Origin of the sequence: Rhodococcus sp. FH8 (genome assembly GCF_019266085.1) — a bacterium.
GTDB classification, from domain to species: Bacteria; Actinomycetota; Actinomycetes; order Mycobacteriales; family Mycobacteriaceae; genus Rhodococcus_F; species Rhodococcus_F qingshengii.
This window is the reverse complement of the sequence record NZ_LPNQ01000057.1, coordinates 607,716-630,180: the sequence shown is the minus strand read 5'-3', so window position 1 is coordinate 630,180 and position 22,465 is coordinate 607,716. Positions and strand designations below refer to the sequence as shown.

22 protein-coding genes and 1 riboswitch are annotated in these 22,465 nt (G+C 63.0%); of the genes, 11 read left to right on the top strand and 11 right to left on the bottom strand.

Features of this window, described 5'->3' with window-relative positions:
- Nucleotides 1–16 precede the first annotated feature (16 nt).
- Genes ATN38_RS05645 through ATN38_RS05620 form a run of 6 tightly spaced genes read left to right on the top strand, consistent with a single transcriptional unit; the run spans nucleotide 17 to nucleotide 6,386 of the window.
- Nucleotides 17–1,096: an ABC transporter substrate-binding protein gene (locus tag ATN38_RS05645; RefSeq protein ID WP_050654732.1), complete on the top strand. Its 1,080-nt coding sequence runs from the start codon at nucleotides 17–19 to the stop codon at nucleotides 1,094–1,096.
- The gene (locus tag ATN38_RS05640) at nucleotides 1,093–1,914 is read left to right on the top strand and encodes an ABC transporter ATP-binding protein (RefSeq protein ID WP_003940477.1); all 822 of its coding nucleotides are present in this window, start codon (nucleotides 1,093–1,095) and stop codon (nucleotides 1,912–1,914) included. Before ATN38_RS05645 ends, ATN38_RS05640 begins: the two co-directional genes overlap by 4 nt.
- On the top strand, nucleotides 1,907–2,779 hold the full coding sequence (locus tag ATN38_RS05635) for an ABC transporter permease (RefSeq protein WP_007733521.1): 873 nt from the start codon (nucleotides 1,907–1,909) through the stop codon (nucleotides 2,777–2,779). The genes ATN38_RS05640 and ATN38_RS05635 overlap by 8 nt, the downstream gene beginning before the upstream one ends.
- A 31-nt stretch (nucleotides 2,780–2,810) precedes the next feature.
- Nucleotides 2,811–4,157 carry an LLM class flavin-dependent oxidoreductase gene (locus ATN38_RS05630; protein WP_064114454.1) on the top strand — a complete coding sequence of 449 codons (1,347 nt, stop codon included), beginning with the start codon at nucleotides 2,811–2,813 and terminating at the stop codon, nucleotides 4,155–4,157.
- A complete protein-coding gene (locus ATN38_RS05625; RefSeq protein WP_042451237.1) occupies nucleotides 4,154–5,386 on the top strand; it encodes an MFS transporter in 1,233 nt (410 codons plus the stop codon). Before ATN38_RS05630 ends, ATN38_RS05625 begins: the two co-directional genes overlap by 4 nt.
- A 13-nt stretch (nucleotides 5,387–5,399) precedes the next feature.
- A complete protein-coding gene (locus tag ATN38_RS05620) occupies nucleotides 5,400–6,386 on the top strand; it encodes an LLM class F420-dependent oxidoreductase (protein WP_003940565.1) in 987 nt (328 codons plus the stop codon).
- A gap of 9 nt (nucleotides 6,387–6,395) precedes the next feature.
- Here ATN38_RS05620 and ATN38_RS05615 read toward each other — a convergent pair whose 3' ends face one another.
- The 5 genes from ATN38_RS05615 to ATN38_RS05595 all read right to left on the bottom strand — a co-directional run bounded on the left by ATN38_RS05615 (nucleotide 6,396) and on the right by ATN38_RS05595 (nucleotide 13,419).
- Nucleotides 6,396–7,058 carry a DUF3239 domain-containing protein gene (locus ATN38_RS05615; RefSeq protein ID WP_007733514.1) on the bottom strand — a complete coding sequence of 221 codons (663 nt, stop codon included), beginning with the start codon at nucleotides 7,056–7,058 and terminating at the stop codon, nucleotides 6,396–6,398.
- A 74-nt stretch (nucleotides 7,059–7,132) separates the two neighbouring features.
- Entirely contained in the window at nucleotides 7,133–9,211 is a 2,079-nt protein-coding gene (locus tag ATN38_RS05610; protein WP_218747705.1) for a dipeptidase, read from the bottom strand.
- A 102-nt stretch (nucleotides 9,212–9,313) separates the two neighbouring features.
- A complete protein-coding gene (locus ATN38_RS05605) occupies nucleotides 9,314–10,972 on the bottom strand; it encodes a DNA repair helicase XPB (protein WP_003940219.1) in 1,659 nt (552 codons plus the stop codon).
- Between the two features lie 180 nt (nucleotides 10,973–11,152).
- On the bottom strand, nucleotides 11,153–12,229 hold the full coding sequence (locus ATN38_RS05600; RefSeq protein ID WP_030535354.1) for an alcohol dehydrogenase catalytic domain-containing protein: 1,077 nt from the start codon (nucleotides 12,227–12,229) through the stop codon (nucleotides 11,153–11,155).
- On the bottom strand, nucleotides 12,226–13,419 hold the full coding sequence (locus ATN38_RS05595; RefSeq protein WP_218747704.1) for an LLM class flavin-dependent oxidoreductase: 1,194 nt from the start codon (nucleotides 13,417–13,419) through the stop codon (nucleotides 12,226–12,228). The genes ATN38_RS05600 and ATN38_RS05595 overlap by 4 nt, the downstream gene beginning before the upstream one ends.
- Before the next feature lie 215 nt (nucleotides 13,420–13,634).
- Between ATN38_RS05595 and ATN38_RS05590 the strand changes: the two genes are divergently transcribed.
- Together ATN38_RS05590 and ATN38_RS05585 are read left to right on the top strand one after the other, a co-directional pair.
- Nucleotides 13,635–13,946 carry a hypothetical protein gene (locus ATN38_RS05590; RefSeq protein WP_030535356.1) on the top strand — a complete coding sequence of 104 codons (312 nt, stop codon included), beginning with the start codon at nucleotides 13,635–13,637 and terminating at the stop codon, nucleotides 13,944–13,946.
- Between the two features lie 54 nt (nucleotides 13,947–14,000).
- The gene (locus ATN38_RS05585) at nucleotides 14,001–14,651 is read left to right on the top strand and encodes a TetR/AcrR family transcriptional regulator (RefSeq protein ID WP_003940633.1); all 651 of its coding nucleotides are present in this window, start codon (nucleotides 14,001–14,003) and stop codon (nucleotides 14,649–14,651) included.
- A gap of 424 nt (nucleotides 14,652–15,075) precedes the next feature.
- On the opposite strand, the gene ATN38_RS32615 is transcribed toward ATN38_RS05585, so the two are convergent.
- Both ATN38_RS32615 and ATN38_RS05580 read right to left on the bottom strand, forming a co-directional pair.
- On the bottom strand, nucleotides 15,076–15,201 hold the full coding sequence (locus ATN38_RS32615) for a hypothetical protein (protein ID WP_007733507.1): 126 nt from the start codon (nucleotides 15,199–15,201) through the stop codon (nucleotides 15,076–15,078).
- 87 nt (nucleotides 15,202–15,288) lie between these two features.
- Nucleotides 15,289–17,613: a helicase-associated domain-containing protein gene (locus ATN38_RS05580; RefSeq protein ID WP_007733506.1), complete on the bottom strand. Its 2,325-nt coding sequence runs from the start codon at nucleotides 17,611–17,613 to the stop codon at nucleotides 15,289–15,291.
- Nucleotides 17,614–17,673: 60 nt separating this feature from the next.
- Between ATN38_RS05580 and ATN38_RS05575 the strand changes: the two genes are divergently transcribed.
- Complete coding sequence (locus ATN38_RS05575; protein ID WP_019744939.1) at nucleotides 17,674–17,862, top strand: hypothetical protein; 189 nt, start codon at nucleotides 17,674–17,676, stop codon at nucleotides 17,860–17,862.
- Nucleotides 17,863–17,945: 83 nt separating this feature from the next.
- Here the strand turns inward: ATN38_RS05575 and ATN38_RS05570 are convergent, their stop codons facing one another.
- The gene (locus ATN38_RS05570) at nucleotides 17,946–18,509 is read right to left on the bottom strand and encodes a transglycosylase family protein (RefSeq protein WP_003939675.1); all 564 of its coding nucleotides are present in this window, start codon (nucleotides 18,507–18,509) and stop codon (nucleotides 17,946–17,948) included.
- Nucleotides 18,510–18,517: 8 nt separating this feature from the next.
- Nucleotides 18,518–18,738, bottom strand: a riboswitch (cyclic di-AMP (ydaO/yuaA leader).
- Nucleotides 18,739–19,121: 383 nt separating this feature from the next.
- Here ATN38_RS05570 and ATN38_RS05565 point away from each other — a divergent pair.
- Nucleotides 19,122–20,519, top strand: a complete 1,398-nt coding sequence (locus ATN38_RS05565) for a YncE family protein (protein ID WP_218747703.1) — start codon at nucleotides 19,122–19,124, stop codon at nucleotides 20,517–20,519.
- A gap of 93 nt (nucleotides 20,520–20,612) precedes the next feature.
- Here ATN38_RS05565 and ATN38_RS05560 read toward each other — a convergent pair whose 3' ends face one another.
- Nucleotides 20,613–21,002, bottom strand: coding sequence for a YccF domain-containing protein (locus tag ATN38_RS05560; protein ID WP_003939919.1), 390 nt, complete (start codon nucleotides 21,000–21,002; stop codon nucleotides 20,613–20,615).
- Nucleotides 21,003–21,035: 33 nt separating this feature from the next.
- Nucleotides 21,036–21,263 (bottom strand): hypothetical protein, encoded by a 228-nt coding sequence (locus ATN38_RS05555; protein ID WP_003940194.1) that lies wholly within the window; start codon nucleotides 21,261–21,263, stop codon nucleotides 21,036–21,038.
- Nucleotides 21,264–21,478: 215 nt separating this feature from the next.
- On the opposite strand from ATN38_RS05555, the gene ATN38_RS05550 reads away from it, so the two are divergent.
- The gene (locus ATN38_RS05550; RefSeq protein ID WP_007733502.1) at nucleotides 21,479–21,892 is read left to right on the top strand and encodes a cold-shock protein; all 414 of its coding nucleotides are present in this window, start codon (nucleotides 21,479–21,481) and stop codon (nucleotides 21,890–21,892) included.
- Between the two features lie 88 nt (nucleotides 21,893–21,980).
- Here ATN38_RS05550 and ATN38_RS05545 read toward each other — a convergent pair whose 3' ends face one another.
- Nucleotides 21,981–22,448: a DUF2771 domain-containing protein gene (locus ATN38_RS05545; protein WP_225989529.1), complete on the bottom strand. Its 468-nt coding sequence runs from the start codon at nucleotides 22,446–22,448 to the stop codon at nucleotides 21,981–21,983.
- Between the last annotated feature and the right edge of the window lie 17 nt (nucleotides 22,449–22,465).

Genomic DNA, 22,465 nt, shown 5'->3' with positions numbered 1-22,465 from the left:
TACAGGAAGCAACTTCATGATTCGCCCTCGTTTCGCGCGCTCGGTAGCCGCGGTCGTCGCTCTTGTCACTCTGTCCAGTTTTGCCGTTGCCTGCTCGGGCTCCTCCGACGAAGTGGTCAAGACCGCCGACGGCAAGACCGTCCTGCGGTACGAGGGCAGCACCGGACAGGTCATCTACCCCGAACTGGCCGCTGACCTCGGCTACTTCAACGACGTGGAGCTCAACTGGATCGGCGATACGACCAGCGGCCCTCAGAGCATTCAGAACGCAGCGACCGGTCAAACCGAGTTCGGCGGAGCGTTCAACGGGGCGGTGGTGAAGTTGGCTTCCGCGGGTTCACCGATCACCTCGGTCATCGGGTACTACGGCTCGGACAAGGAGAGCTTCAACGGGTACTACGTACTCGACGACAGTCCGATCAAATCGGCGAAGGACCTGATCGGCAAGAAGGTCGGGATGAACACCCTCGGTGCGCACCACGAGTTCGTCGTCCGTGAATGGCTTGCGCGGCAGGGACTTACGCCGGACGAGATCAAGCAGGTTGAATTGATCGTCGTTCCGCCGGTCAACACGGAACAAGCGTTGCGGCAGGGACAGATCGACGTCGCCACCCTCGGCTCGGTCTTCCGTGACTCCGCGCTAGAACGTGGTGGCCTTCGTGAGCTGTTCACGGACGAATCGTTGTTCGGCTCGTTCACCTACGGCACGTTGGTGTTCCGTGACGACTACATCGCGCAGAACAAGGAGGCGGTCGCCGATTTCGTGCAGGGAACAGCGAGGGCCATCCGCTGGACGCAGACACACCCACGAGAAGAAGTGGTCGCGAAGCTGACGTCGATCATCAACAGCCGCGGACGCAACGAGGACACCAAGCTCATCAGCTACTGGAAGAGCCCGGGGGTCGCCGGTCCAGGCGGAACGATCACCGATGCCGAGATCAGCACGTGGATCGACTGGCTCACCCGTAACGGCGAACTCGAAGAAGGAAAGTTGAAGCCGTCGGACATCTACACGAACGAATTCAACCCGTACGCCAACGGAACGTATTCACCCGACAGCGGCGCTGACGGACAGGCACTGGAGGCAGCAAAATGAGCACAGAACCGAAACTACGGCTCGAGCACGTCACCAAACAGTTCGACATTCGTGGGACCGACGAAGTTTTCACCGCGGTCGAGGACATCAACATCGACGTGGCGCCGGGGGAGTTCCTGGTCCTCGTCGGGCCGAGTGGTTGCGGCAAGTCGACTCTGCTGGACCTCCTCGGAGGACTCAGTTCGCCCACTTCCGGTCGAATCCTTCTGGACGGCAAGCAGATCACGGGCCCAGGCTTGGATCGGGGAATCGTCTTCCAGCAATACGCGCTACTTCCATGGCGAACTGCACGTCACAACATCGAGTTCGGACTCGAAGCGAAGGGCGTGAAGAAGAGCGAGCGACGCGAGCTCGCCGAGCATTACCTCGAACTGGTCGGTCTGCAAGGTTTCGCGGATCGCTATCCGCACGAGTTGTCCGGTGGAATGAAGCAGCGAGTCGCGATCGCCCGCAGCCTGGCATTCGACCCCGAAGTGTTGCTGATGGACGAACCATTTGCTGCGCTGGACGCACAGACGCGAGAGTCGCTGCAGGACGAGCTTCTGCGCATCTGGAAGGCCACCGGCAAGACCATCTTGTTCATCACCCACGGAATCGACGAGGCCATCTACCTCGGGCAACGTGTTGCAGTACTGACTTCGCGGCCGGGGCGCGTCAAGACGATCGTCGACATCGACATCGACCGGTCCGGCGACGACGTGCGATCAGGTGAGGAGTTCCGAGTGTTCCGGCACCGGATCTGGACGCTGCTGCACGGTGAAGTCGAGCGCGCTCGGGCCGGCGAACTCGATCCTGCCAAGGAGGTTGCACATGTCTAGCGCATTGGCGACGCCGGAGGTGGTCGCCACCCCGAAACCGTTGGCCGACAAAACACCTGACATTGCACAGCGGAGCCAGGCCGGCGGCAAGGCGGCGCGCTACATTCGTTCCACCGCCTGGCGGATTGCCAAGCCGTCGATTGCGATCGCGATCTTCCTCGGGATCTGGGAAGCGGCACCTCGGCTCGGGCTGGTGGACAAGGTCTTCCTCCCGCCCTTCACCGAAGTTGTGTCCGCATTCTTCACTCTCGCCGAGAACGGACAATTGCAAGAGCATGTTTCGGCCAGTCTGACGCGTGCGCTGACCGGATTCTTCGTGGCCATCGCGATCGCGATTCCGTTGGGAATCGCGATCGCCTGGTACCGCCCGGTCTCCGACTTCCTCAACCCGATTCTCGAATTGTTCCGCAACACAGCAGCCTTGGCTCTGCTTCCCGTCTTCGTGCTGATTCTCGGAATCGGTGAGGAATCGAAGATCGCCCTGGTGATCTACGCCTGCACCTTCCCGATTCTGCTCAACACGATCTCCGGTGTGCGAACAGTGGACCCCCTGCTGATCAAGTCCGCTGCCTCGCTGGGGTTCTCCTCGATTCGGCTGTTCCAGAAGGTGGTTCTGCCCGCCGCTGTTCCCACGATCTTCACGGGTATCCGCATGGCAGCCGCGTCGTCGATTCTCGTGCTGATCGCCGCCGAAATGGTCGGGGCCAAAGCCGGTCTCGGGTATCTGATCACCGCTTCACAACTCAACTTCCAGATCCCGAACATGTACGCGGGCATCGTCGCGATCTCGTTGTTGGGTCTGACAATCAACGCGATTCTGGTCCTGATCGAACGTCGGCTCTCGCGCTGGCGCGTCACCACCTGACCACACATTCACGGAAAGATTCTGCGAACTCATGTCCGAACGACAATTTCATCTGAACGCCTTCCTGATGGGCGTCGGCCATCATGAGGCGGCGTGGCGCCACCCACGCACAAATGCGGCCAACCTCCTGGACGTCAAGCACTTCCAGGAATTGGGGAGAATCGCCGAGCGTGGAAAGCTGGACTCGGTGTTCTTCGCCGACGGTCTAGCAGTCGGCCCGCGGGTCAAGTACAACACCCAGGCGATCTTCGAACCCGTCACCTTGCTGTCGGCGATCGCGGCGGCCACCGACAAGGTGGGGCTGATTGCAACCGCGTCGACCAGTTACAGCGATCCGTACACTCTGGCAAGGAAGTTCGCTTCCCTCGATCACATCAGTGGCGGACGAGGCGGGTGGAACATCGTGACGTCGGCCGGCGCCGACGAGGCCGCGAACTTCGGCCTCGATGCGGTACCGACGCACAGCGGTCGTTACGAGCGCGCCGAGGAGTTTCTCGACGTGACGCTCGGTCTCTGGGACAGCTGGGAAGAGGGGGCAGTTGTCCTGGACGAAGAGACCGGAATCTTCGCCGATCCTGATCGTGTCCATCGCATCGACCATGACGGTCAACGATTCACGGTGGCTGGCCCGCTCAATTCGCCGAGGTCTCCACAGGGACGTCCGATGCTTGTACAGGCCGGTTCCTCCGAGAGCGGTAAGGATTTCGCGGCGAGGTATGCCGAGGCCGTGTTCACCGCTCAACGAACACTCGAGCAGGGGCAGGATTTCTACACCGACCTCAAAGCGCGGCTGATCAAGTACGGGCGTAGTCCCGACGAGATCAAGGTGCTGCCAGGCATCGTTCCCTTCATCGCGGATACGGAAGAAGAAGCCAAGGCACTGGAGCAGTCGTTCACGGATCTCATCTCACCTGAGTACTCGCTGCGCCAACTCTCGAACATGGTGGGCGTCGACCTCACCGAGCATTCGCTGGATGCCCCGCTGCCACCGTTGCCGGACATCGATCGCATCCAAGGAAACAAGAGTCGATACCAGCTCGTCAAAGACCTTGCAGAGAGCGAAAACCTCACCGTCCGTGAACTGATCGGCAAACTCGGCGGTGGCCGTGGGCATCGGACATTTGCCGGGACACCGGAGCAGGTCGCGGACGAGTTGACCGAATGGTTCGACAAGGGCGCCGCGGACGGCTTCAACATCATGCCGCCCTATCTGCCTGGAGGGCTCGAGGTGTTCGTCGACCGGGTCGTGCCGATTCTGCAGGCGCGTGGGATCTTCCGGACCGAATACACGGAATCCACCCTGCGGGGTCACTACGGCCTCGATCGTCCGGCGAATCGGTTTTCGCGGGCCGCTGACGCGGCAGAAGTGAGCGCGTGACGGAAACACTGCCCAAGGAACAGCCGGCGATTGCCGGTCTCAAGCCACTCGTCACAACGGTTTTCGTACCGGCGGCCATCTTCGGGATCGGTCAGGGAGCGGCTGCCCCCATCATGGCCGTCACCGCGCGCGACCTGGGTGCATCGGTTGCCGTCGCCGGCCTGATCGTTGCACTCGGTGGTTTGGGCGCCGTACTCGGTGACCTCCCCGCCGGCAGGATCGTGTCGCGTTTCGGTGAGCGCAGGTCGATCATCGGCGGAAGTTCCTTGGGTGCAACAGGAGTGGTGATTTGTCTCCTTGCGCAGACTCCGTGGATGCTCGGTATCGGCGCACTGTTGACCGGATTGGCGAATGCGGTGTGGGGCCTTGCGCGGCAGAGCTACCTCGCCGAGACCGTGCCACTCGGTCTTCGGGCCCGAGCAATGTCGTCGTTCGCCGCGATGTGGCGGTTGGGTTTCTTCCTGGGACCGCTCATCGGGGCCGGCGTGATTCTCCTGGTGGGAGCGCGCGGAGGATTCCTCGTCCAGTTGGTGGGCGTCGTGCTCGCCGGGGCGCTGATGGCCCGCGTTCCCGACCCGCCACGAAAGGTGCAGGCAGGCAACAGCGATCACGGACACGTCACGCTCCCGGAGATCCTTCGCCGTCATCGTGCCGCTCTGTCGACGCTCGGGACAGGCTCCCTTCTGATGGGCGCCGCCCGCGCTTCGCGTGAGGCCGTTCTTCCATTGTGGGCATTGCACCTCGGATTGGATGCAGCCCAGGTGAGTGTGATCTTCGGTATCGGTGCGGCCGTGGACCTGCTGTGCTCGTACCCGGCCGGACACATCATGGACCGATACGGCCGCAGGCTGGTCGCGGTGCCCTCGCTGACGGTGATCGGTGTGTCGTACCTACTGTTGCCGTTCTCGACGGGTGCAGTGGGATTGACCGTGGTCGCTGTCGTGATGGGGATCGGCAACGGGCTGGGCAACGGCGTGATCATGACCCTCGGTGCCGATATCGCCCCGCCCGAAGAACGCGCCGAGTTCCTCGCTGCATGGCGATTGACTCACGACACCGGCATGTTCGGTGGGCCGCTCGCGATCGGTCTACTCGCCGCGGTGCTCCCACTCGGGTGGGCATTCGCCGCTCTGGGCGCGACGTCGTTCGCCGGCGCGGCGATGATGTTCCGCTTCATTCCGGTCTACTCTCCGCGGGTGTCACCCCGGTCGCGCGTCGGGAAACTGTAGGTAGGCTCGCTACATGCGATTCGGACTGTTCGTACCTCAAGGCTGGCGTCTGGACCTGGTCGGCATCGACCCCGCGAAGCAGTGGGAGGTGATGCGAGACTTCACGCTGCGCGCGGAGGCAGGGCCGTGGGAGTCGGTGTGGGTCTACGACCACTTCCACACCGTTCCCCAGCCGACGGAAGAAGCGACTCACGAGGCGTGGACGTTGATGGCCGCACTCGGTGCGTCGACCTCGCGTATCCGACTGGGCCAGATGTGTACCGCCATGAGTTACCGAAACCCGGCGTACCTCGCCAAGGTCGCCGCGACCACCGATCTCATCACGGGTGGACGCGTCGAGATGGGCATCGGCGGCGGTTGGTACGAGCAGGAGTGGCGTGCGTACGGCTACGGTTTCCCCTCTGCCGGTGAGCGTCTGGGCCGCCTCGACGAAGGAATCCAGATCATGCAGCAGGCGTGGTCGACCGGCAGCTCGACGCTCGACGGCAAGTACTACCAGGTCGACGGAGCGCTGTGCCGTCCACTTCCGTTGCAAGAGGGCGGAATTCCCATCTGGGTTGCCGGTGGCGGCGAGAAGGTCACACTCAAGATCGCGGCCAAGTACGCGCAGTACACGAACTTCGACGGCACCCCGGCCGGCTTCGCGCACAAGTCCGAAATCCTGAAGAAGCACTGCGACACCGTCGGCACCGATTTCGACGCCATCGTCCGTTCGGCCAACTACAACGTGGCCATCGGCGCGACGGAATCCGAGGTGGCTCAGCGGTTGGAGACACTGAAGGACAGACTGACGCCGTTGGTCGGCGAAGCTGCCGCCGATGCGTCGCTCGACGCGTTCCGCGGAATGCCTGCCGTGGGTACGCCCGAGCAGATCATCGAGAATCTGTCGGCGCTCGAGGCACAGGGGCTCGAGTACGGAATCTTCTACTTCCCCGAGGCCGCGTACGACACGTCGGGAATCGAGATGTTCGAGAAGGAAGTGCTGCCCGCGCTCGCGTAACCGTTTGGACTAGCGCAGCGAGTCAGGAAGATCGGCCGGGTTGATCAGAACCCGGCGATCGGGGTGGGTGCGAACTTCTTCGGAATCGGGAATCCGGCTCTGCAGGAAGTTCCACTCGCTCGCACTGACAGCAGCGATCGCGCGTGCCAGCACTGCCGAGTCCTTGGTCCCCCACTCGATCGGCATGGGACTGACCATCTGCCACGTGTCAGCCTTGCTGCGGGTGGAACGATCCGAACGCAGTGCGACCGACGGAATGCGGTCGCCGACTCGCCACTTCGGATTGAGTCGAACATTGCGGCTGACGAGCGCGTACTGCGGTGCTCCGGCCGCCGGCTTCGCGATGTCGATCAATGCCGTCAAGGTCGCCGCTCGAGGGTGAACCTCGGTGACGATCGCGGGAACCAGTGGGTTGTCCGCATACAGAGATTCGACGCTTCCCACCTTGCGAGGTGCCCACACGGCAACCCACAGGGAACTGGCCGCACCGATGGCGAGGACCGCGCCGATGATGATGGACCACACCTCGCCCATGCTGATCAACCAGGCCCCGACCGCGGCGAGGACGATCGCGAAGATCACCGCAGAAATCTGCAGGCGGCGTACATCGGCCAGTGTGTCGTTGACCGACTTGGCGTGAGCCTTGTCGACGGTGAACTGGAAGTCAGCCACGAAAAAATCCTTCGGGTGGTGCCGGACGATCTAGGACCGGCCCCCGATCTCCCGGGGACCGTCCACCAGCGTAGCTAGTTTCGCGCGCGCTCCCACATCTGCAGGTAAGCCTCGGCGCCACGGCTCATGTCCTCGATGATCGTGTCGCCGTCGGCGCCCGCAGCAATACGCATGTCCGCGATCCAGTCGGGAATCATCCCGTACTGGGCAACGCCGTCGGTGTTCACGTCGAAAACCCGGGTGCCGGCGCGCTGCTGGTCCATGACGGTGCCGTCGAAGGCGGTGTACGGATATTGCAGCGGATTTTCTGCGGCGTCGCCGCGCGGTGCGGCCTGCGGCCCGAAGCCGTTGGTGTCGGCGCCGTAGCCGAAACCGAAGTAGTAGTTCTCGCTTCGCATCGCCCGTGCGTCCCGCCACTGGTCGATGAACCCACGCTCCTCGGGCTTTTCGTCCGATGCGTCAAGTTGCCCGGCGTACAGGGCGACAAATCCGCCGAGTGCGTAGATCCGCTTGTACAGGCTCGGGTCGCTCCAGCTGTGACTGGAAACGACGCCGGAGTAGTTCGCAGCTTCGAGAATATCGAGAGCCGCTTCGGCGGTCTTGACGCTCATGTGATCGATGTCCACGATCATCCCTCGGTCCATCAAACCTCGGATCGTGTATGCGCCGAGGTCGGTCAGGCCGTGCGAATTGCATTGCGGACCAGAGGGGTACACCGGAAGCGTCACTCCGGGTGGGAGTACCGCGAGAAGATTCTGTGCGCCGTCGACCTTGGTGGGCAGCACATTGTCCTCGGCAACGCCGGTGCATGGTTCCGACTGCCAGAACTCCCCGGTGCCCAGGTAGTTGCCGATATTGACGGCCACTCCGGTGACGCCGCCGTCGAAACGGGCACCGCCGAGGGCGTTGTCGAACTTGTGCGTGACGATCATCTGCCGGACACCGAGGTCGTACAACTCGTCCAGGCCGCGGTCGATGTCGTCCTCGGTGCACTGCGGAATACCGTTGCGCACAGAGCAACCGAAGGGTTCGGACACCTCCACCCCGAGGGAGACGGCCAGCTTTCCGTCGGCGGCCACCTGCCTGGCCTGTTCCGGCGAGCTCACGATGCGGAACCAACCCCGGCCGGGACCGCCGTACTGGGCGTCGATGTAGTCCTGGAGTTCGCGTGTCTGCTGCGCCTGGATCCGGACGGTCTCCATCTCGTCACAGGGATTTCGCTTGCTCGGATACAGCTCGCACAGGACACGATTGGCGACAAAGAGATTGGTGAAGATTCGCAGCCCGCCGCGCCAGGCCCGCTCGACCCACTTGTAGTACGTCTGCTCGTGCGTCAGTGAATCGTGCGCCGGCCAGTCGGCGAAACTCGGCCAGCCGGTGGTGTCGTGAGTTTCGAAGGGATTGCCGTACGACAGAACGTTTTCGAGGAGCGCCGGTATCCCGTCAGGTTGATGGTCCGGGCAGTCGACGAGCGCTGCGGTGACGCCCTGAGGATCGAAAGGTCGGCCGCAGTGCAGGTTTCCGCCCATGAACTCGGAAGCGTTCATGTGCACGTGTGTGTCGATGAATCCGGTGACTTCACCGTTCGGTCCGATTTCTCCCGGAACGCCGTTTGCGCCCACCTCCGCTTCGGGGAAATCGGCGCAGCCATCGCGCGGGATCAGCGTGAACGCAGATTCGGGAACGTCACCGGGATCGGACATCGTGAGCATCAAGTCGCGCGAGATCAGTTGACGGCCGTTCGAGGTCGCGGTCAGAACGAACGATTCACCGGTGGACATCACGGTCCAGTCAGTGGAGGGAGTTGCTTCGGAAGTGGCGAGTACCGAGTCCGCGCCGTCGTGCGAGAGCATCGACCCGTCCGGGCCGTACAGCATGAATCGACCCAACTGGGCCGCATGTAGTCGGAACGGTTCGGCGTCTGCGGCTTTCGTTACGTCGGTGAGGTACGCCGATCCGTCACGACGGACGAAATCACCAGACTCGGTGCGCAGCGCGAAGCAACCGTTCGCAAGTGCGTACACCGAGTTCTGCGCAGTAGGAGCAGGACTCGGTGCCGCGGCGCTGACGCCGGTCGCGGCTACGACGACGGCGGCAGTCAGCAGCGAGATGGTTCCGGCGAGCCGACCCCGTAGACGTGGAACTGAGCGCATGGTGCTGGTGACCCCCGGCCGATGGACACGACTGTGACAGGGGACACTCTACAGATAACTGGACGTATGTCCATTTGATTCTGCAACGTGTTGCAGAAATGCTCAGCCGATGGCAGGTCCGAGCAGGTCATCGGCGTCGGTGATCCGATAGGCGTAGCCCTGTTCGGCGAGGAATCGCTGACGATGTGCCGCGTACTCCGCATCGAGAGTGTCGCGGGAAACCACCGAATAGAAGTGAGCCTGACCGCCGTCGTGCTTGGGTCGCAGTAGGCGTCCGAGTCGCTGCGCTTCTTCCTGTCTCGACCCGAAGGTTCCCGAAACCTGCACGGCGACAGATGCCTCCGGAAGGTCGATCGAGAAGTTCGCGACCTTGCTCACCACCAGCGTCTGGATCTCACCGTTACGGAACTGATCGAACAGGATCTCGCGTTCCTTGTTCTTGGTGGATCCCTTGATCACCGGGGCGTTCAGGGCTTCGCCGAGTTCGTCGAGCTGATCGAGATACGCACCGATCACCAAAGTCGGAGAATCGGGGTGCTTGGCCAGGATCGACTTCACGACCGCAATTTTCGTGTGAGCCGTCGAGCACAGTTTGTAGCGCTCCTCCGGTTCGGCGACGGCATAGGACATGCGCTCGGCGTCCGTCATCGTCACTCGCACCTCGACGCAGTCGGCCGGCGCGATCCAGCCCTGCGCTTCGATGTCCTTCCACGGAGCGTCGTAGCGCTTGGGGCCGATGAGCGAGAAGACGTCGCCTTCGCGGCCGTCCTCGCGAACCAGCGTTGCGGTCAGGCCGAGACGGCGGCGCGACTGCAGATCTGCCGTCATCCGGAAGACGGGCGCGGGCAACAGGTGGACCTCGTCGTAGATCACCAGTCCCCAGTCGCGGGAGTCGAAAAGTTCGAGGTGCTTGTACTCGCCCTTCGTGCGACGTGTGATCACCTGGTAGGTCGCGATCGTGACCGGCCGAATCTCCTTGCGCTCGCCGGAGTATTCGCCGATTTCTTCCTCGGTCAACGATGTACGCGCGATCAACTCACGCTTCCACTGACGACCGGCAACGGTATTGGTGACGAGGATGAGGGTGGTGGCCTTGGCCTTTGCCATCGCCGCGGCGCCCACCATCGTCTTGCCGGCGCCACACGGCAGCACGACGACGCCCGAGCCGCCGGCCCAGAACGAATCCGCTGCCATCTGCTGGTAGTCGCGCAGTTCCCAGTGGCCCTCTTCGAAAGCGAGATCGATCGGGTGCGCTTCGCCGTCCACATAGCCGGCGAGGTCCTCGGCCGGCCAGCCCACCTTGAGCAGCATCTGCTTGAGGCGGCCGCGTTCGCTCGGGTGGACGATCACGGTGTCGTCGTCGACCTTCTCACCGAGCATCGGCGAGATCTTCTTGTGTCGCATCACCTCGGTGAGGACTGCGCGGTCGAGGCTGACCAGGATGAGGCCGTGCACCGGGCTCTTGACCAGCTGTAAGCGTCCGTACCTGGCCATCGTGTCGACGATGTCGACCAGCAGCGGTTGTGGAACCGCGAATCGTGAGTACGACACGAGCGCGTCGACAACCTGCTCGGCGTCGTGTCCGGCGGCGCGGGCATTCCACAAGGCCAGGGGAGTGATGCGATACGTGTGGACGTGTTCGGGGGCCCGTTCGAGTTCCGCGAAGGGGGCGATTGCCTGCCTGGCATCGCCGGCGCGCTCGTGGTCGACCTCCAACAGCAGCGTCTTGTCGGATTGGACGATCAACGGTCCGTCGGTCACGGAATCCTCCTAGTGAAGCAAACGCGGCAGCCACAGAGCGTTGCGCCGCGTTGTCGGCTGACGCCAACCCTGCCATTGTCCTGGTATCGGGGCGCAGACGCCAACAGGCGACGCTCGCACAGCCCGAAGTAGAGGTGCCCGAGTGCGAGCACCCCTACGTCAACAGGGCAGGATCGACCGCTATTCCGGGAGGCCCGCGGGTAGTACGAGGATCTTCACGTGTTCGTCGGGTGCGCGCAGAGCTGCGAAAGCGTCCGAGACTCCATCCAGACCGACCCTGCCGGTGATGATCGCTTCGGCGTCGATCTCGCCGTCGGCGAGCCTCTGCAGGGTGATGTCGTAGGCATTCTCGTAAGGACCGTGACCGAAGTTGATCGAGATCCTCCGGAACTGCCCGACGACGGGAATGATCGTCTCGTCGCCGAACGGCGCAGCCAGAACCTGAATCCGCGAGTTGAACGGCAGAGTGTGCATCAGTTCTCCGATGACTCCCGCCCGACCGCTGCATTCGTAGGCGATCAGAACTCCGTTCGCGGCCTGGCCGACAAGCTGGTTGCCTTCGGCGATCATTCGATTCCACAGTTCGATCGGATCCTGCTCGGCCGGATCGACAACGATGTCCGCGCCCATCTTCGCGGCGAGCTCGCGTCGTTTGGGGGAGGGCTCCGACGCGATGACGATCTGCGCTCCGCGCGCTTTCGCGGCGACGATGGCGCCCAGTCCGATCGTTCCGCAACCGATGACGAGCGCCGAATCGGCCGAGGTGAGGCCGGACTGTTGGAGATGCATCTCGCCGACGTGGAGAGGTTCGGCAAGTGTGGCGTGCTCGAGTGACAGGTGGTCGGGAACTTTGCGGACCCAGAACGCGTCGACGACTATGTGATCGCCGAACGCGCCGTGGTACTCGTTCGAGTAGCCGATGATCGTCGGGATCCCGGTAGCGGTGTCGGTGGCCAAGCCGATGCCGGCCACCCGATCGCCGATCGCGAAATCGTCTACTGCAGAACCGGTCTCGGAGACAATACCCGCGTATTCGTGCCCCAGCACCACTGGCGCGTCCGGATCGAAGGTGGCGAGCGGGTAGCCCCCGTCGTGCGCGACCTCGACGAATCGGCACGGGTCCTTCGACATGCTCAGGTCGCTGCCGCAGATCCCGCAGGCGACGACGTCGATGCGGATCTGATGGGGTGCCAACGGCGGCGGGTCGGCGATCTCGGTGACCGCGAATTCTCCCTGCTGGAAACGGACGGCCCTCATGCGCGCACGGCTCCCGTCTCGGCCGGCTGGCCGTAGTAGTCGGTATGGGCTTTGGTGATCGCTCCGACCAGCCCGCCGATCAGGTATTCGCGATTGTCCTCGGCGAACTGCATGCTCGCCTGACGCCCGACATTTCGCTTCCGGAAGTGCGGGACCACCTCGGAGGCGAACAATTCGTAGCTGCGTTTGGTGTCCTCCCAGCTCGCCATGTCGACGTGAAGGATCAAGAACGTGCCGAACCCTCCCGTCTTCTCGATCAGACGCTCGATCTGTGCGATCGCATCTTCGGGGGTACCGATGATCGCCTGACCGAACTCGCCGAGCGTGTCGTTGCGCCACTGATCGATGATTCCGGCAGGTGTATCTGCCCAGGCCGGGCTCTGGCCGGTCTGTCGATTCACGTAAGAAGCCATCGATCCGATCCGTCGGCTCACGGCGCGCTCGGCCTCGGCTCGGGTCTCGGCGAGGAACATCGGATTGACCACACGCCACGTCGCTCGGTCGGCGCGGTGGCCGTGTTCGGCCGAGACCTTCTCGCACACATCCCAGTTGCGATCCAGTGCGTCGAAGCCGCTGGGTGAACTCGCCGCCAATGAGAGCAGGGAGAGGCCGTTCTTGCCTGCGAGCACCGAACCGTTGGGGGAAATCGTGGACGCTGTCACGGTCTCGATGCCGTCCGCACGGTAGGTGGGCAGCTGTGCGCGTGCGTCACGCAACGTGAACCAGTCGGTTTCCATGTTGACGACCTCGCCGCGAAGCAACGCGAGAATGGCCTCGAGCGCTTCGCCCTGGCGACGACGCTGGTCCGACGGGTTGATGCCCATCATGTGTGCATCGAGGGGGATCTTGCCCGGGCCGGTGCCGAAGATGAGCCGTCCGCGGGTCTGCAGATCGAGCTGAGTGATGCGGTCGGCCGTGATCAACGGGTGGTGATAGGGCAGAGACGTCACGCCTGTGCCGAACTGGATGCGCTCGGTTCGCTCTGCGGCGGCCGCGATGAACATGTCCGGGGCAGGCACGATCTCGGCGCCGGTCGAATGATGCTCACCCATCCACGCTTCTTCGAATCCGAGGTGGTCCAGGTGTGTCATGAGGTCGATATCGCGTCTGAGTTGCAGGGCGGGATCGGCGTCGAGCGGGTGGTACGGGGCGAGGAAGGCTCCGAAGCGGATGGACGATGCGGACCACACGATGACAACTCCTGTCGACAGGGGAGTGATTTGGATCACTCGCTCTGATCGAGATGTCTAACATGGATCAACTGATCCAATAAGTTGAGCCTCCCGCACAGTGGGAGATTTGTAATCACCTGTAGTTCAACGTTATCTGGTGCATTGACGTCGGATATCGTTGTTGCAAGTCGATCGACTGAACCAAGTACTTTCCGAAGGAGTATTGAAGAGGTATGCAACTGGCCGTCACAATCACCCCCGACTCCTCGACCGTCGAACTGAACAGTGTCGACGACTTCACCAGTCTCTCGGTCGTCGTTGGCGGCGACGATCGATCCGAGACTCTGAGTCGGGTACTGGAACCGTGGGGGGAACTCGAGGGGGATCATGTCTGGCTCGACATCGGCCACTTGGAGCAAGCCGTCGCTGCCCGGATCGGAAACACCGAGTGGAGACAGAAGTTCTCCGCGATGGTGGACTACGCACGCGCCCACGGCTGGGTGGATCGCGACAACAGGGTGCGAGCACACCGTGAATCACTCTGACTCCGCGTTCGCCACGGTTGAGACGTTTGTCGAGCCCGTGCGAAGCTCGTTCGTATGACCGACTCCCGGCAGAACCGTCAAGGCGACGCGACGCGTCTGCGTTTGCTCAAAACTGCTGAACGGCTTTTCGCGACAGAGGGATTGGATGCAGTTTCGCTGCGCTCGGTCAACGCCGCGGCCGGTCTCGGGCCGTCATCGGTCCACTACCATTTCGGAACCAAGGACGATCTGGTCGCAGCGGTGCTGTTGGACATGGGAACGTCGGTGCGAGATCAGATCAGCGCGAACGTCGACGCCCTCTCCGCCGACAAGACGCCGCCGACGGTCGAGGCGCTGGTACGGGCCGTCACTGCGCCCTACAAGGCATTGCTCCTTCGCCATCGCACGCGGGGAATGCGATGGATCAGAATCGTCACGCAGATCTCGCAGCCGCAGATGTCACGACCGGGCCATCCAGCCCTCGAGGCGACCGAGCTGCACCTGCGTGAACATCTTCTCGACCAGGTCCGTCGTACTTTTCCTGCTACCGATCCCGAACGGCTCGAGACTCGCTGGGCGATTGCCTTGATGGGCTTCCTTCAGGCGTTGAGCCGGGCGGACGATTGGAGCGGAAGTGGCAAGCCGCTCGCGCCGGAGCGGCTTGCCGACTTCTACGAGGACCAGGTCGTCTTTCTGGTGGGTGGTGTGCGGCAGTTATTGGGGTGAGCGCCTAATCGATGCGTCTCCTATTTCTGCGCGACCATTGACTTCCGCATTTCCATTACATGAGTAATAGCTTCGGAAATTCCGGACCGGTAACCGATATTCTTTTCGGAATCACCCGGAGTGGAATCAAGCTCCGATTCGAGTCTCGTTTGAATGCGGTCCAGGGTATGGATTGTTCTTTTCACGATGGTTGATTCTCTTTCTGCGGTAAATCCGATAGAAGTATTCCGGATTGCCGAGCGTGTTCGTCGAGGACGCAGAGTGAAGCGAGGGTCATGCCCGCTGCGTACCCGCGCGAGCGTGCGTCAGTTCCTCGATTACGTGACTTGAACAGGTTGAACGTTTCGTGCAGGTGCACGAGGGTGTCGGTGGAGGCAGGCATTGGTCAGCTTCGCAATCAGCTCGTCTTCTCTGGACTTTGCTGTCAGCTCCGCTTCCGCTTACGGATGAACTCGGAAGACTCCGCAGTTTTCGCCCGCTTCTCCGCGCGGCGTTCCTTGATCGACTGGGCGGGTTTCTTCATGTTCTTACCCGGCGCCTTGTCAGCCATTGTCGCTCCTCATTTTTCGAAGTGGCAATCACAAACTGACCTCGACCATACTTCATTTACAGAAAAAAGCCAGTTGCTTCTTTTTTGCTACTTTTTTCCGGAGTCGACGGGGCTGACGGAAGTAATTCGGTGCAACGTGAAACGGCGAACCGCGCCGCTCGCGGGGTCGAAGGCGTCCAGCTGTCCGCCGCCCACGCTGACGGGGTCGACGATGCGATGCGTCGCGACCCCCTGGGCGTCGACGTAGCCGATGTTGACGCTCGAATTGTCTCGGGCCGCCGTGGCCAGCAAGGCGATGGTGGCGGCGTTGTTCTCCCGTGAACCGTCCGTTCGCACTCCGCCGCGGCCGGGGGCGGAAGCACGGTCTCCGGCCCGCATCGTGCGGACCAACGACGCCAGCTGATCCGCCGACGGGCTCGCCGGCATCCTCGACGCCGGTCGGCTGCGACGGTTGGGTACACGTGCCCCACGTGGGCGGAGATCGACCAACGTGCCCGAAGAGTCCTCACCTGCCGGCGCGAATCCGGCGGCTCGCAGCTCGGTCAGGACTTCGCGGAGAGGGGCCTGCGAAATCGCGACGGTGGGAGCCAAGGCGCGCAGTGCCAACGGCTCGGCCACTGCGGATGCGAGGACCTCCGCCAGCAGTGACGCGTCCTCACATCGAATGAACGACGCCGCCACTCCGGCACGCAGTCGTCCGTGTCGACGGGCGACATCGTCGATCAAATACGAAAGTGATTGGGGGACAGGAGTCTTCGATTTCGAAGCGAACATCGCATGCAGTTCGGTGGCCGTCAGACCGGCGTCGAGCGCACGACGCACGCTGTCCTCGCTGATGCGGTACATGGACGCCGATCCGGCCGACTCGATGTCTGCGACCAGGCTCACCTGCTCGAGCAGGTCCGGTACCAGCGGGCCGGGCGCAACCAGAGTCAGATCCGCCTGGACCAGGATGTAGTCGATGGGCTCGGGTAGCGCGGACTGCATTTCGGCTTCGGCGTCCCCGCCGTGCAGCAAGGCTCGTCCAGGTGACGACAACGCGCCGCGGGCCACCAGCCCGAGCGCGGCGGCCTCGTCCAGAGTCCGCTCGATCGCGAACGTCCGTAGGCGCCCGCTCCATCGCGGGCGTCGCCACGCCAGTAGTCGACTTACCTCGACGGCCGACGCGGTCTGGCCGCTGTCGAGTTCGGAGAGCAGCCCGAGAATGGCCTGACGATCTCGCGGAGCCGCCGGAGCGCGGCCCTCCTCGGACAACGCCGCGATCGGCTTGTCGGTGGAATCGCGCAGCCCGATCATCCACGGGACTCGAGGTACGTCGACCCAGGCGGACGCCAGGACCTCCCACCGTCGCGCTGTGGATGCGTTCAGCCAGCCGTCGACCGCGAGCGTGGGCGTCCAGTATTCGTCCGCGTTGTCCGAGACCGGCGCCGGATCTGGTGTTCCACTGGCGATGAGTCCGGCTGCCGAGAGCAACTCGACAAGTAGGCTCACGCGCGCTTCGTCGAGATCGGCCGTCTTGGCCACGCGTCGTAGTTCTCGAACACCGAGCCCACCGGCTCGCAGTGCGGGGGCCGGCGCTGCGCCCAGAACAGCGATCACGTTCTCGCATTGGCGTACCAACTCGAGCGCCTCGCCGGCTGCTGCGGCGTTCACGTCCGCCGGCTTGAGTTTGTCGCCCCCGATGACAGGTGCGGTCAGCGTCGTCGGATCGAAAACCGGCTCGCCGCGGATGACCTGACGAACCGTCGCCGGAAGCTCGACGGTCTGCTCGTCGAGCCACCGCAGCAGGCCGGCCGCCAGCAGTCGTTGAACCGGGCGCTCAGGCGGCGTTCCGGGGGCAGCGTCGCGGGTGCGACCGATCGGGCTGGAGTTGGCGAGTGTCTCGAGGAGATCCCGCTCGCGGGTGTCCAGAGCGTTGAGCGCAGCCGAGATCTCGGTCTCGGTCATCGCCTCGGCAGGTTCGAGGGCGCGCCCCACACGCCACGGAATCATCCCGATGACTGCCGGGACGACGCTGATGGGATCGACACCCCAGATGAGGGCGGACGCGCGCATCTTCGACAGAGACTTGTCGACGGCCTTCTTGGTGACCTTGCCCTTGCCGGTCAGCGCTCGTTCGGCGATCGCACTGTTGAGCTCCGCCCGCGTCATCGGAGTTTCCTCGGCGCCGCCCAGCGCCAACAATTCGAGAAGACCGAAATCGAGGGTGTCGAGTTCGTCTGCGGCTCGGCTGACCGACGCGCGTTGCTGTGCCCGACCGCTGAGAACCACCATCGTGCTCGGCGGCGGTACGGCCAGATCGGGGCGCAGACGCAGCAACTCCGTCAACTCGGCGTCACTGCGCGCCGAGAGCCAATCGGTCAGACTTTCGGCTGCGGAACTGCCCGCCGGGGTGCCACGTGTTTCGGTCATCAGGTATCAGATTAGAGACCTGGTCTGTACGGCGTAACGGCGTCCTGTCAAAATGACTTCGTGGCCAACAATTCGAAGCAACACTATGTAGATCCAGGATGGCCGGAAACTGCAGACGGAGATCACGCAGTGACCGAATTGTCATCGACCCGCGCAGGTGGACTTTCACCCTTCGGCGAGGACACCACCTTTCCGGTTCCGGTGGAGTCACTTCCTTACGTACACCCGCACACCGTCATCAACCGATAACAACTCGACACGAAGAAGGCCCGCACCGAATCGGTGCGGGCCTTCTTGATGTTCGAGCGTCCGAGCGGACAGTCTTGCCGGTGTTACTTGAGGAACGACTTCGCGGTGTCGGCGACTGCGAGGATCTGCGGGTCGACCGGGATGCCGTTGGCCTCGGCGAATGCGATTGCCTGATCGATGGCGTCGGCGACCGGGTGTGCAACGGTCTGTGCGACCTGCTGCGCCGGAGCCGGAGCTGCCTGAGGAGCCGTCGTGGCCGGAGCGGAACGCTCGGTGGCGCCGCTGCTCAGCCCGAGGCTGGAGGAGCAGGACGGCCATGCGCCCCAACCCTGGTTTGCGAGAACACGCTCGGCAACAACGATCTGCTGCTCGCGAGTGGCCTGGTTTGCGGTGGCTGCGTACTGTCCGCCGCCGTGTGCGTTCCACGTGCTGGGGGAGAACTGCAGTCCGCCCTGGTAACCGTTGCCTGTGTTGATGGCCCAGTTTCCGCCGGCCTCACACTGGGCGAGACGATCCCAGTCGGAGTCGGGGGCAGCGTTTGCGGTTCCGGTGGCTGCAATTCCTGCTACGCCCATGATGGCGCCGGTGACGGCGACCTTGGCGACAGTGCGGCCGGTGGTGGTGGGCTTGCGATGGCGTCCGCTCATGATGGTCGAAATCCTCTCCACACGCGCCTGCGAGGTCAGCTGTCGGGTTCGGGCTGAGAGGTCGCCCGGCCTCGCCTTTCCTGGCTGGAAAGGGTCTGGCTTCACCCCAAGATTCGGTCTTGCGATCGAACCGGTGTCCACTGGAGAACTTTTCTGTTCTCACAGAGGACTTTGGGTCCCCCGTCCTCGTCCCTGGAATGCTCTGTCGGAAGTCCGGTACCCGCGGGACAAGGCTTGGCGCGGCGGGCCGGAGGTGGCCGAGTTTCCCGGCCGAAAACGACGGTAACGGCTCGAGTCGCTCGTGTCACCATTTGATAACGCGGCGTGGCGAAAGACGTACAACGCGTCACACAAAGCGCAGGAGACTCTTCCCAGGTAGGTGGGGGTGCCCGAGTGAATGTCCGGTTGTGTCCGTTCCGTTATCCATCCGTAATGTGAGCAAGGTCACACGTTATGTGGAAATACAATTTCGGGCGATTGAGAGGTGTGTTGATCCGGGCCCAAGGTGTGGCCCGTGTCTCAACATCGAGATCGGAACTTAGGTTAGGTTTGCCTGACTTGCCTCGATTGGGCAGGTTTCGCAGAGTCTTCCAAAGAAGTAGGGCACCCCTCATGAAACTGCAATACCGTCGGCGTGCGGTCACCGCATCACTCGCCGTCGCCGCTGCTGCTGTCGGCCTGGCCGTCACTGCTCCCGCGGCACACGCCTCACCCGAGGATCCGACACACGGTGTTGTCGGAAGCTATTCCGCAACCCAGCCCGGCGACATCGTCGTCGACTCGGCAACCCACCGCGGATACATCACGCAGTACGGCGGACCGACCAGCTCGTTGTCCGTCGTCGACACGAACACCGGCAAGTCCGTCGGCACCATCGACGGCGTCGTCGGTTACCCGTCGGCACTTGCCGTCGACTCAGGCCTCGGACGCGCATACGTGTCCTCCTCCTACGGCGGCGCGATCTCGATTGTCGACACGAAGACCGGGAAGGTCGAAAAGACGGTCACGCTGAGCGAGAAGAACCCCGACGGCTCGCGTCCGCAGATCAACGATGTCGTCGTCGATCCCACAACACACCGCGCGTACTTCTCGGACTACAAGTCCGGCAACATCCGAGTCGTCGACCCCAACGCCGCCGACGCCGTGTCGAGCATTCTGGTCCACAAGTCGGCAACGCCGACCAAGCTCGCCTTCGACAGTGTCCGCGGCTTCCTCTACATCGCGGACACCAACTTCTTCGACGAGAATTACGGCCGCACGCTGTGGCAGGCGGACGTACGCAAGGGCGGAGCACTCAAGTCGATCGTGCGTGCCGACAACCTCTACCCGGTCGACGTCGATGTCGACACGAACACCGGCAACATCTACATGACCGACACCCGGGCAACCAACCTGTGGGCGATCACCCCGGCCGGCGCGGTTCTGTCGAAGACCACGCTGTCTCCGACCGCGATTCCCAACGGCGTGGTCGTCGACGCTGCGGCAGGCATTGCATATGTCGCGGACGTCATGAACGGACACCTGTGGTCGGTCGATCTGACGACCCGCGCCACCACCGCTCTGACCGATACCAAGGTTCCGGCACTGGAGAAGGTCAAAAACCTCGCGCTCGACACCTCGACCGGCGCCATCGCGTCGACGACCAACGGGGGCAAGGTGACAGTCGTTGCTGCGTACCCGCTACCCGCGACCGTCGAATTGCCTGCCGCTCAGGTCGGTAAGGCATATTCGCACAAGCTCGCTGCCGCCGACGCGCGCGCAACCTTTGCACTCACCAGTGGCACTCTGCCCGGCGGACTGTCCCTCGCACAGGACGGCACCATCTCGGGTACCCCCACCGCTGTCGGCAGCGTCACCGTCGAGATCACTGCGAAGAGCGTGCTTTCGCGTGCTTCGAGCGTGACCATCGTGGTCTCCGAGGGGCCGGTCGGCCCCGTCGATCCGGGCAACCCGGGAACTGGTACCGGTTCGCTCGGTAACCTCCCCGGACTCGGTAGCCTCGGGCGCTGATCCGACCTGATACAAGAGAACCCGACCACGGCACCTGCTGTGGTCGGGTTCTTCGGTCTGCGAGGCCGCTTTTCGCGTAACGCGATCGACGACTTATGCGTAATTCACCCGGTCCACGTCGACGATCTCCTTGCCGAGCGGCATCAGCGAGATCGGAATCATCTTCAGGTTCGCGACCGCGAGCGGAATTCCGATGATCGTGATCGCCATCGCGACGGCGGTGACGATGTGTCCGATCGCCAACCAGATACCGGCGATGATCACCCAGATGACATTGCCGATCATCGAACCGACACCAGCGGTCGGCTTGTCGACGACGGTCTTACCGAACGGCCACAGTGCGTAGATGCCGATGCGGAATGCCGCGATTCCGAAGGGAATCGTGATGATGAGGATGCAGCAGATGATGCCTGCGGCGAAGTAACCCAACGCCAGCCAGAAGCCGCCGAAGACCAGCCAGATCACGTTCAGGAGGATTCTCATGGTCAGTGACCTTTCGGTTGGAGGCGGGAGTGATCAGCGCACGCGTCGACCGGATCTGAGCGTGTAGACGATGGCCAGAAGGAAGCCGATCGGGCACGCGAGTGCTACCAGGTACAACGCCAGGCCGGGTGGGGTGTCGCTGAAGATATGGACTGCGAAGATGGCCACGATCGCCAGGAATCCGACGATGAACAGTGCCATCGCCGTACGGAACAGACCGTTTCCGGTGCCGGAAGTGCGCGGGTTCGGTTGAGGGTCCACACCTACGAGGATAGTGCCTGTAAACCTGGGTGCCGACCCGGGTTCGTCACAGGTAGACTGTTAACAGACTGCGCGCCCCGCTGAAGCAAGTGTGGGGCGCGTTCTTTTGCATTCTTCCACCGGAAGCGATGCGAGCAAGGCCATGAGGCTCTTCCGAGAGCCTCCCGAGCACATTGGGGCAGACGCCCCAGTCGAGTGATGAGCAGGTGAACGCGGTGCCGACCGGCAAGGTGAAGTGGTACGACGTCGAAAAGGGTTTCGGCTTTCTGTCGCAGGAAGAGGGCGAGGACGTCTACGTCCGTGCTTCCGCTCTCCCCGAGGGCGTCGAAGGCTTGAAGGCCGGCCAGCGCGTCGAGTTCGGAATGGCTGCGGGCCGCCGCGGTCCGCAGGCACTGAGCCTGAAGGTACTCGAGCCGGCGCCGTCGTTGCGCGGCGCGACGGCGACGCGTCGTGAGCCCGTCGAGCGTAAGCACACCCCTGATCAGTTGCACGGCATGGTCGAGGACATGATCACGTTGCTCGAGGCGAAGGTCCAGCCGGATCTGCGCAACGGCAAGTACCCGGACCGTAAGACCGCTCAGCGGATCTCCGAGGTCGTCCGGGCCGTCGCTCGCGAGCTCGACACCTGATCGCTCGATAGGAGCTGCCGTACACGGCTTCGAAACAAAATGCCCTGCACACCAATCGGTGTGCAGGGCATTTTCGACGTTCCGGGGATCAGGCGGTCTTGATCGACCAGATCAGCAGTCCCTGTTCGCTTCCCTCACCGACGGCGAGGTGGATTTCGACGCCGACGAGTTGCTTGACGGGATCGCTCGAAGACTCGACCGTCACTGCCAGGGCCTCGCCGGGCTCGAAGACTCGGGGCTCACCGGTCTGGTTGCCGTCGGCATCCTCGTAGACGGCGAGCAGTGCCCACTGCGCATCCGAGACGTCCGTCGACAACGACAGCTGCAGCGGGTAGCCCGCTGGAACGTCGAGTGCGTAGATGTCGCCCACCTGGGCGCACTGGGACAGGTCGATGGTGCAGAAACCGGCAGGGTTCGTTTCGATCGTCTTGCCGTGTGCGTATGCAGTGATGACCGGTAGCTTTTCGGGGTCGTCGTTGATGTTCTTGATGATCACGAAAAGAACGGAGACGTAAGCAACCAGTGCCACCACCATCAGGACACTGATCGCTGCCACGATCTTCTTTGTTCTCG

Excerpts from the sequence above, each read along its gene's own strand:
- ATN38_RS05645 (WP_050654732.1), top strand. The coding sequence starts at position 17 with ATGATTCGCCCTCGTTTCGCGCGCTCGGTAGCCGCGGTCGTCGCTCTT.
- ATN38_RS05640 (WP_003940477.1), top strand. The coding sequence starts at position 1,093 with ATGAGCACAGAACCGAAACTACGGCTCGAGCACGTCACCAAACAGTTC.
- ATN38_RS05635 (WP_007733521.1), top strand. The coding sequence starts at position 1,907 with ATGTCTAGCGCATTGGCGACGCCGGAGGTGGTCGCCACCCCGAAACCG.
- ATN38_RS05630 (WP_064114454.1), top strand. The coding sequence starts at position 2,811 with ATGTCCGAACGACAATTTCATCTGAACGCCTTCCTGATGGGCGTCGGC.
- ATN38_RS05620 (WP_003940565.1), top strand. The coding sequence starts at position 5,400 with ATGCGATTCGGACTGTTCGTACCTCAAGGCTGGCGTCTGGACCTGGTC.
- ATN38_RS05610 (WP_218747705.1), bottom strand. The coding sequence starts at position 9,211 with ATGCGCTCAGTTCCACGTCTACGGGGTCGGCTCGCCGGAACCATCTCG.
- ATN38_RS05600 (WP_030535354.1), bottom strand. The coding sequence starts at position 12,229 with ATGAGGGCCGTCCGTTTCCAGCAGGGAGAATTCGCGGTCACCGAGATC.
- ATN38_RS05590 (WP_030535356.1), top strand. The coding sequence starts at position 13,635 with ATGCAACTGGCCGTCACAATCACCCCCGACTCCTCGACCGTCGAACTG.
- ATN38_RS05585 (WP_003940633.1), top strand. The coding sequence starts at position 14,001 with ATGACCGACTCCCGGCAGAACCGTCAAGGCGACGCGACGCGTCTGCGT.
- ATN38_RS32615 (WP_007733507.1), bottom strand. The coding sequence starts at position 15,201 with ATGGCTGACAAGGCGCCGGGTAAGAACATGAAGAAACCCGCCCAGTCG.
- ATN38_RS05580 (WP_007733506.1), bottom strand. The coding sequence starts at position 17,613 with ATGACCGAAACACGTGGCACCCCGGCGGGCAGTTCCGCAGCCGAAAGT.
- ATN38_RS05570 (WP_003939675.1), bottom strand. The coding sequence starts at position 18,509 with ATGAGCGGACGCCATCGCAAGCCCACCACCACCGGCCGCACTGTCGCC.
- ATN38_RS05565 (WP_218747703.1), top strand. The coding sequence starts at position 19,122 with ATGAAACTGCAATACCGTCGGCGTGCGGTCACCGCATCACTCGCCGTC.
- ATN38_RS05560 (WP_003939919.1), bottom strand. The coding sequence starts at position 21,002 with ATGAGAATCCTCCTGAACGTGATCTGGCTGGTCTTCGGCGGCTTCTGG.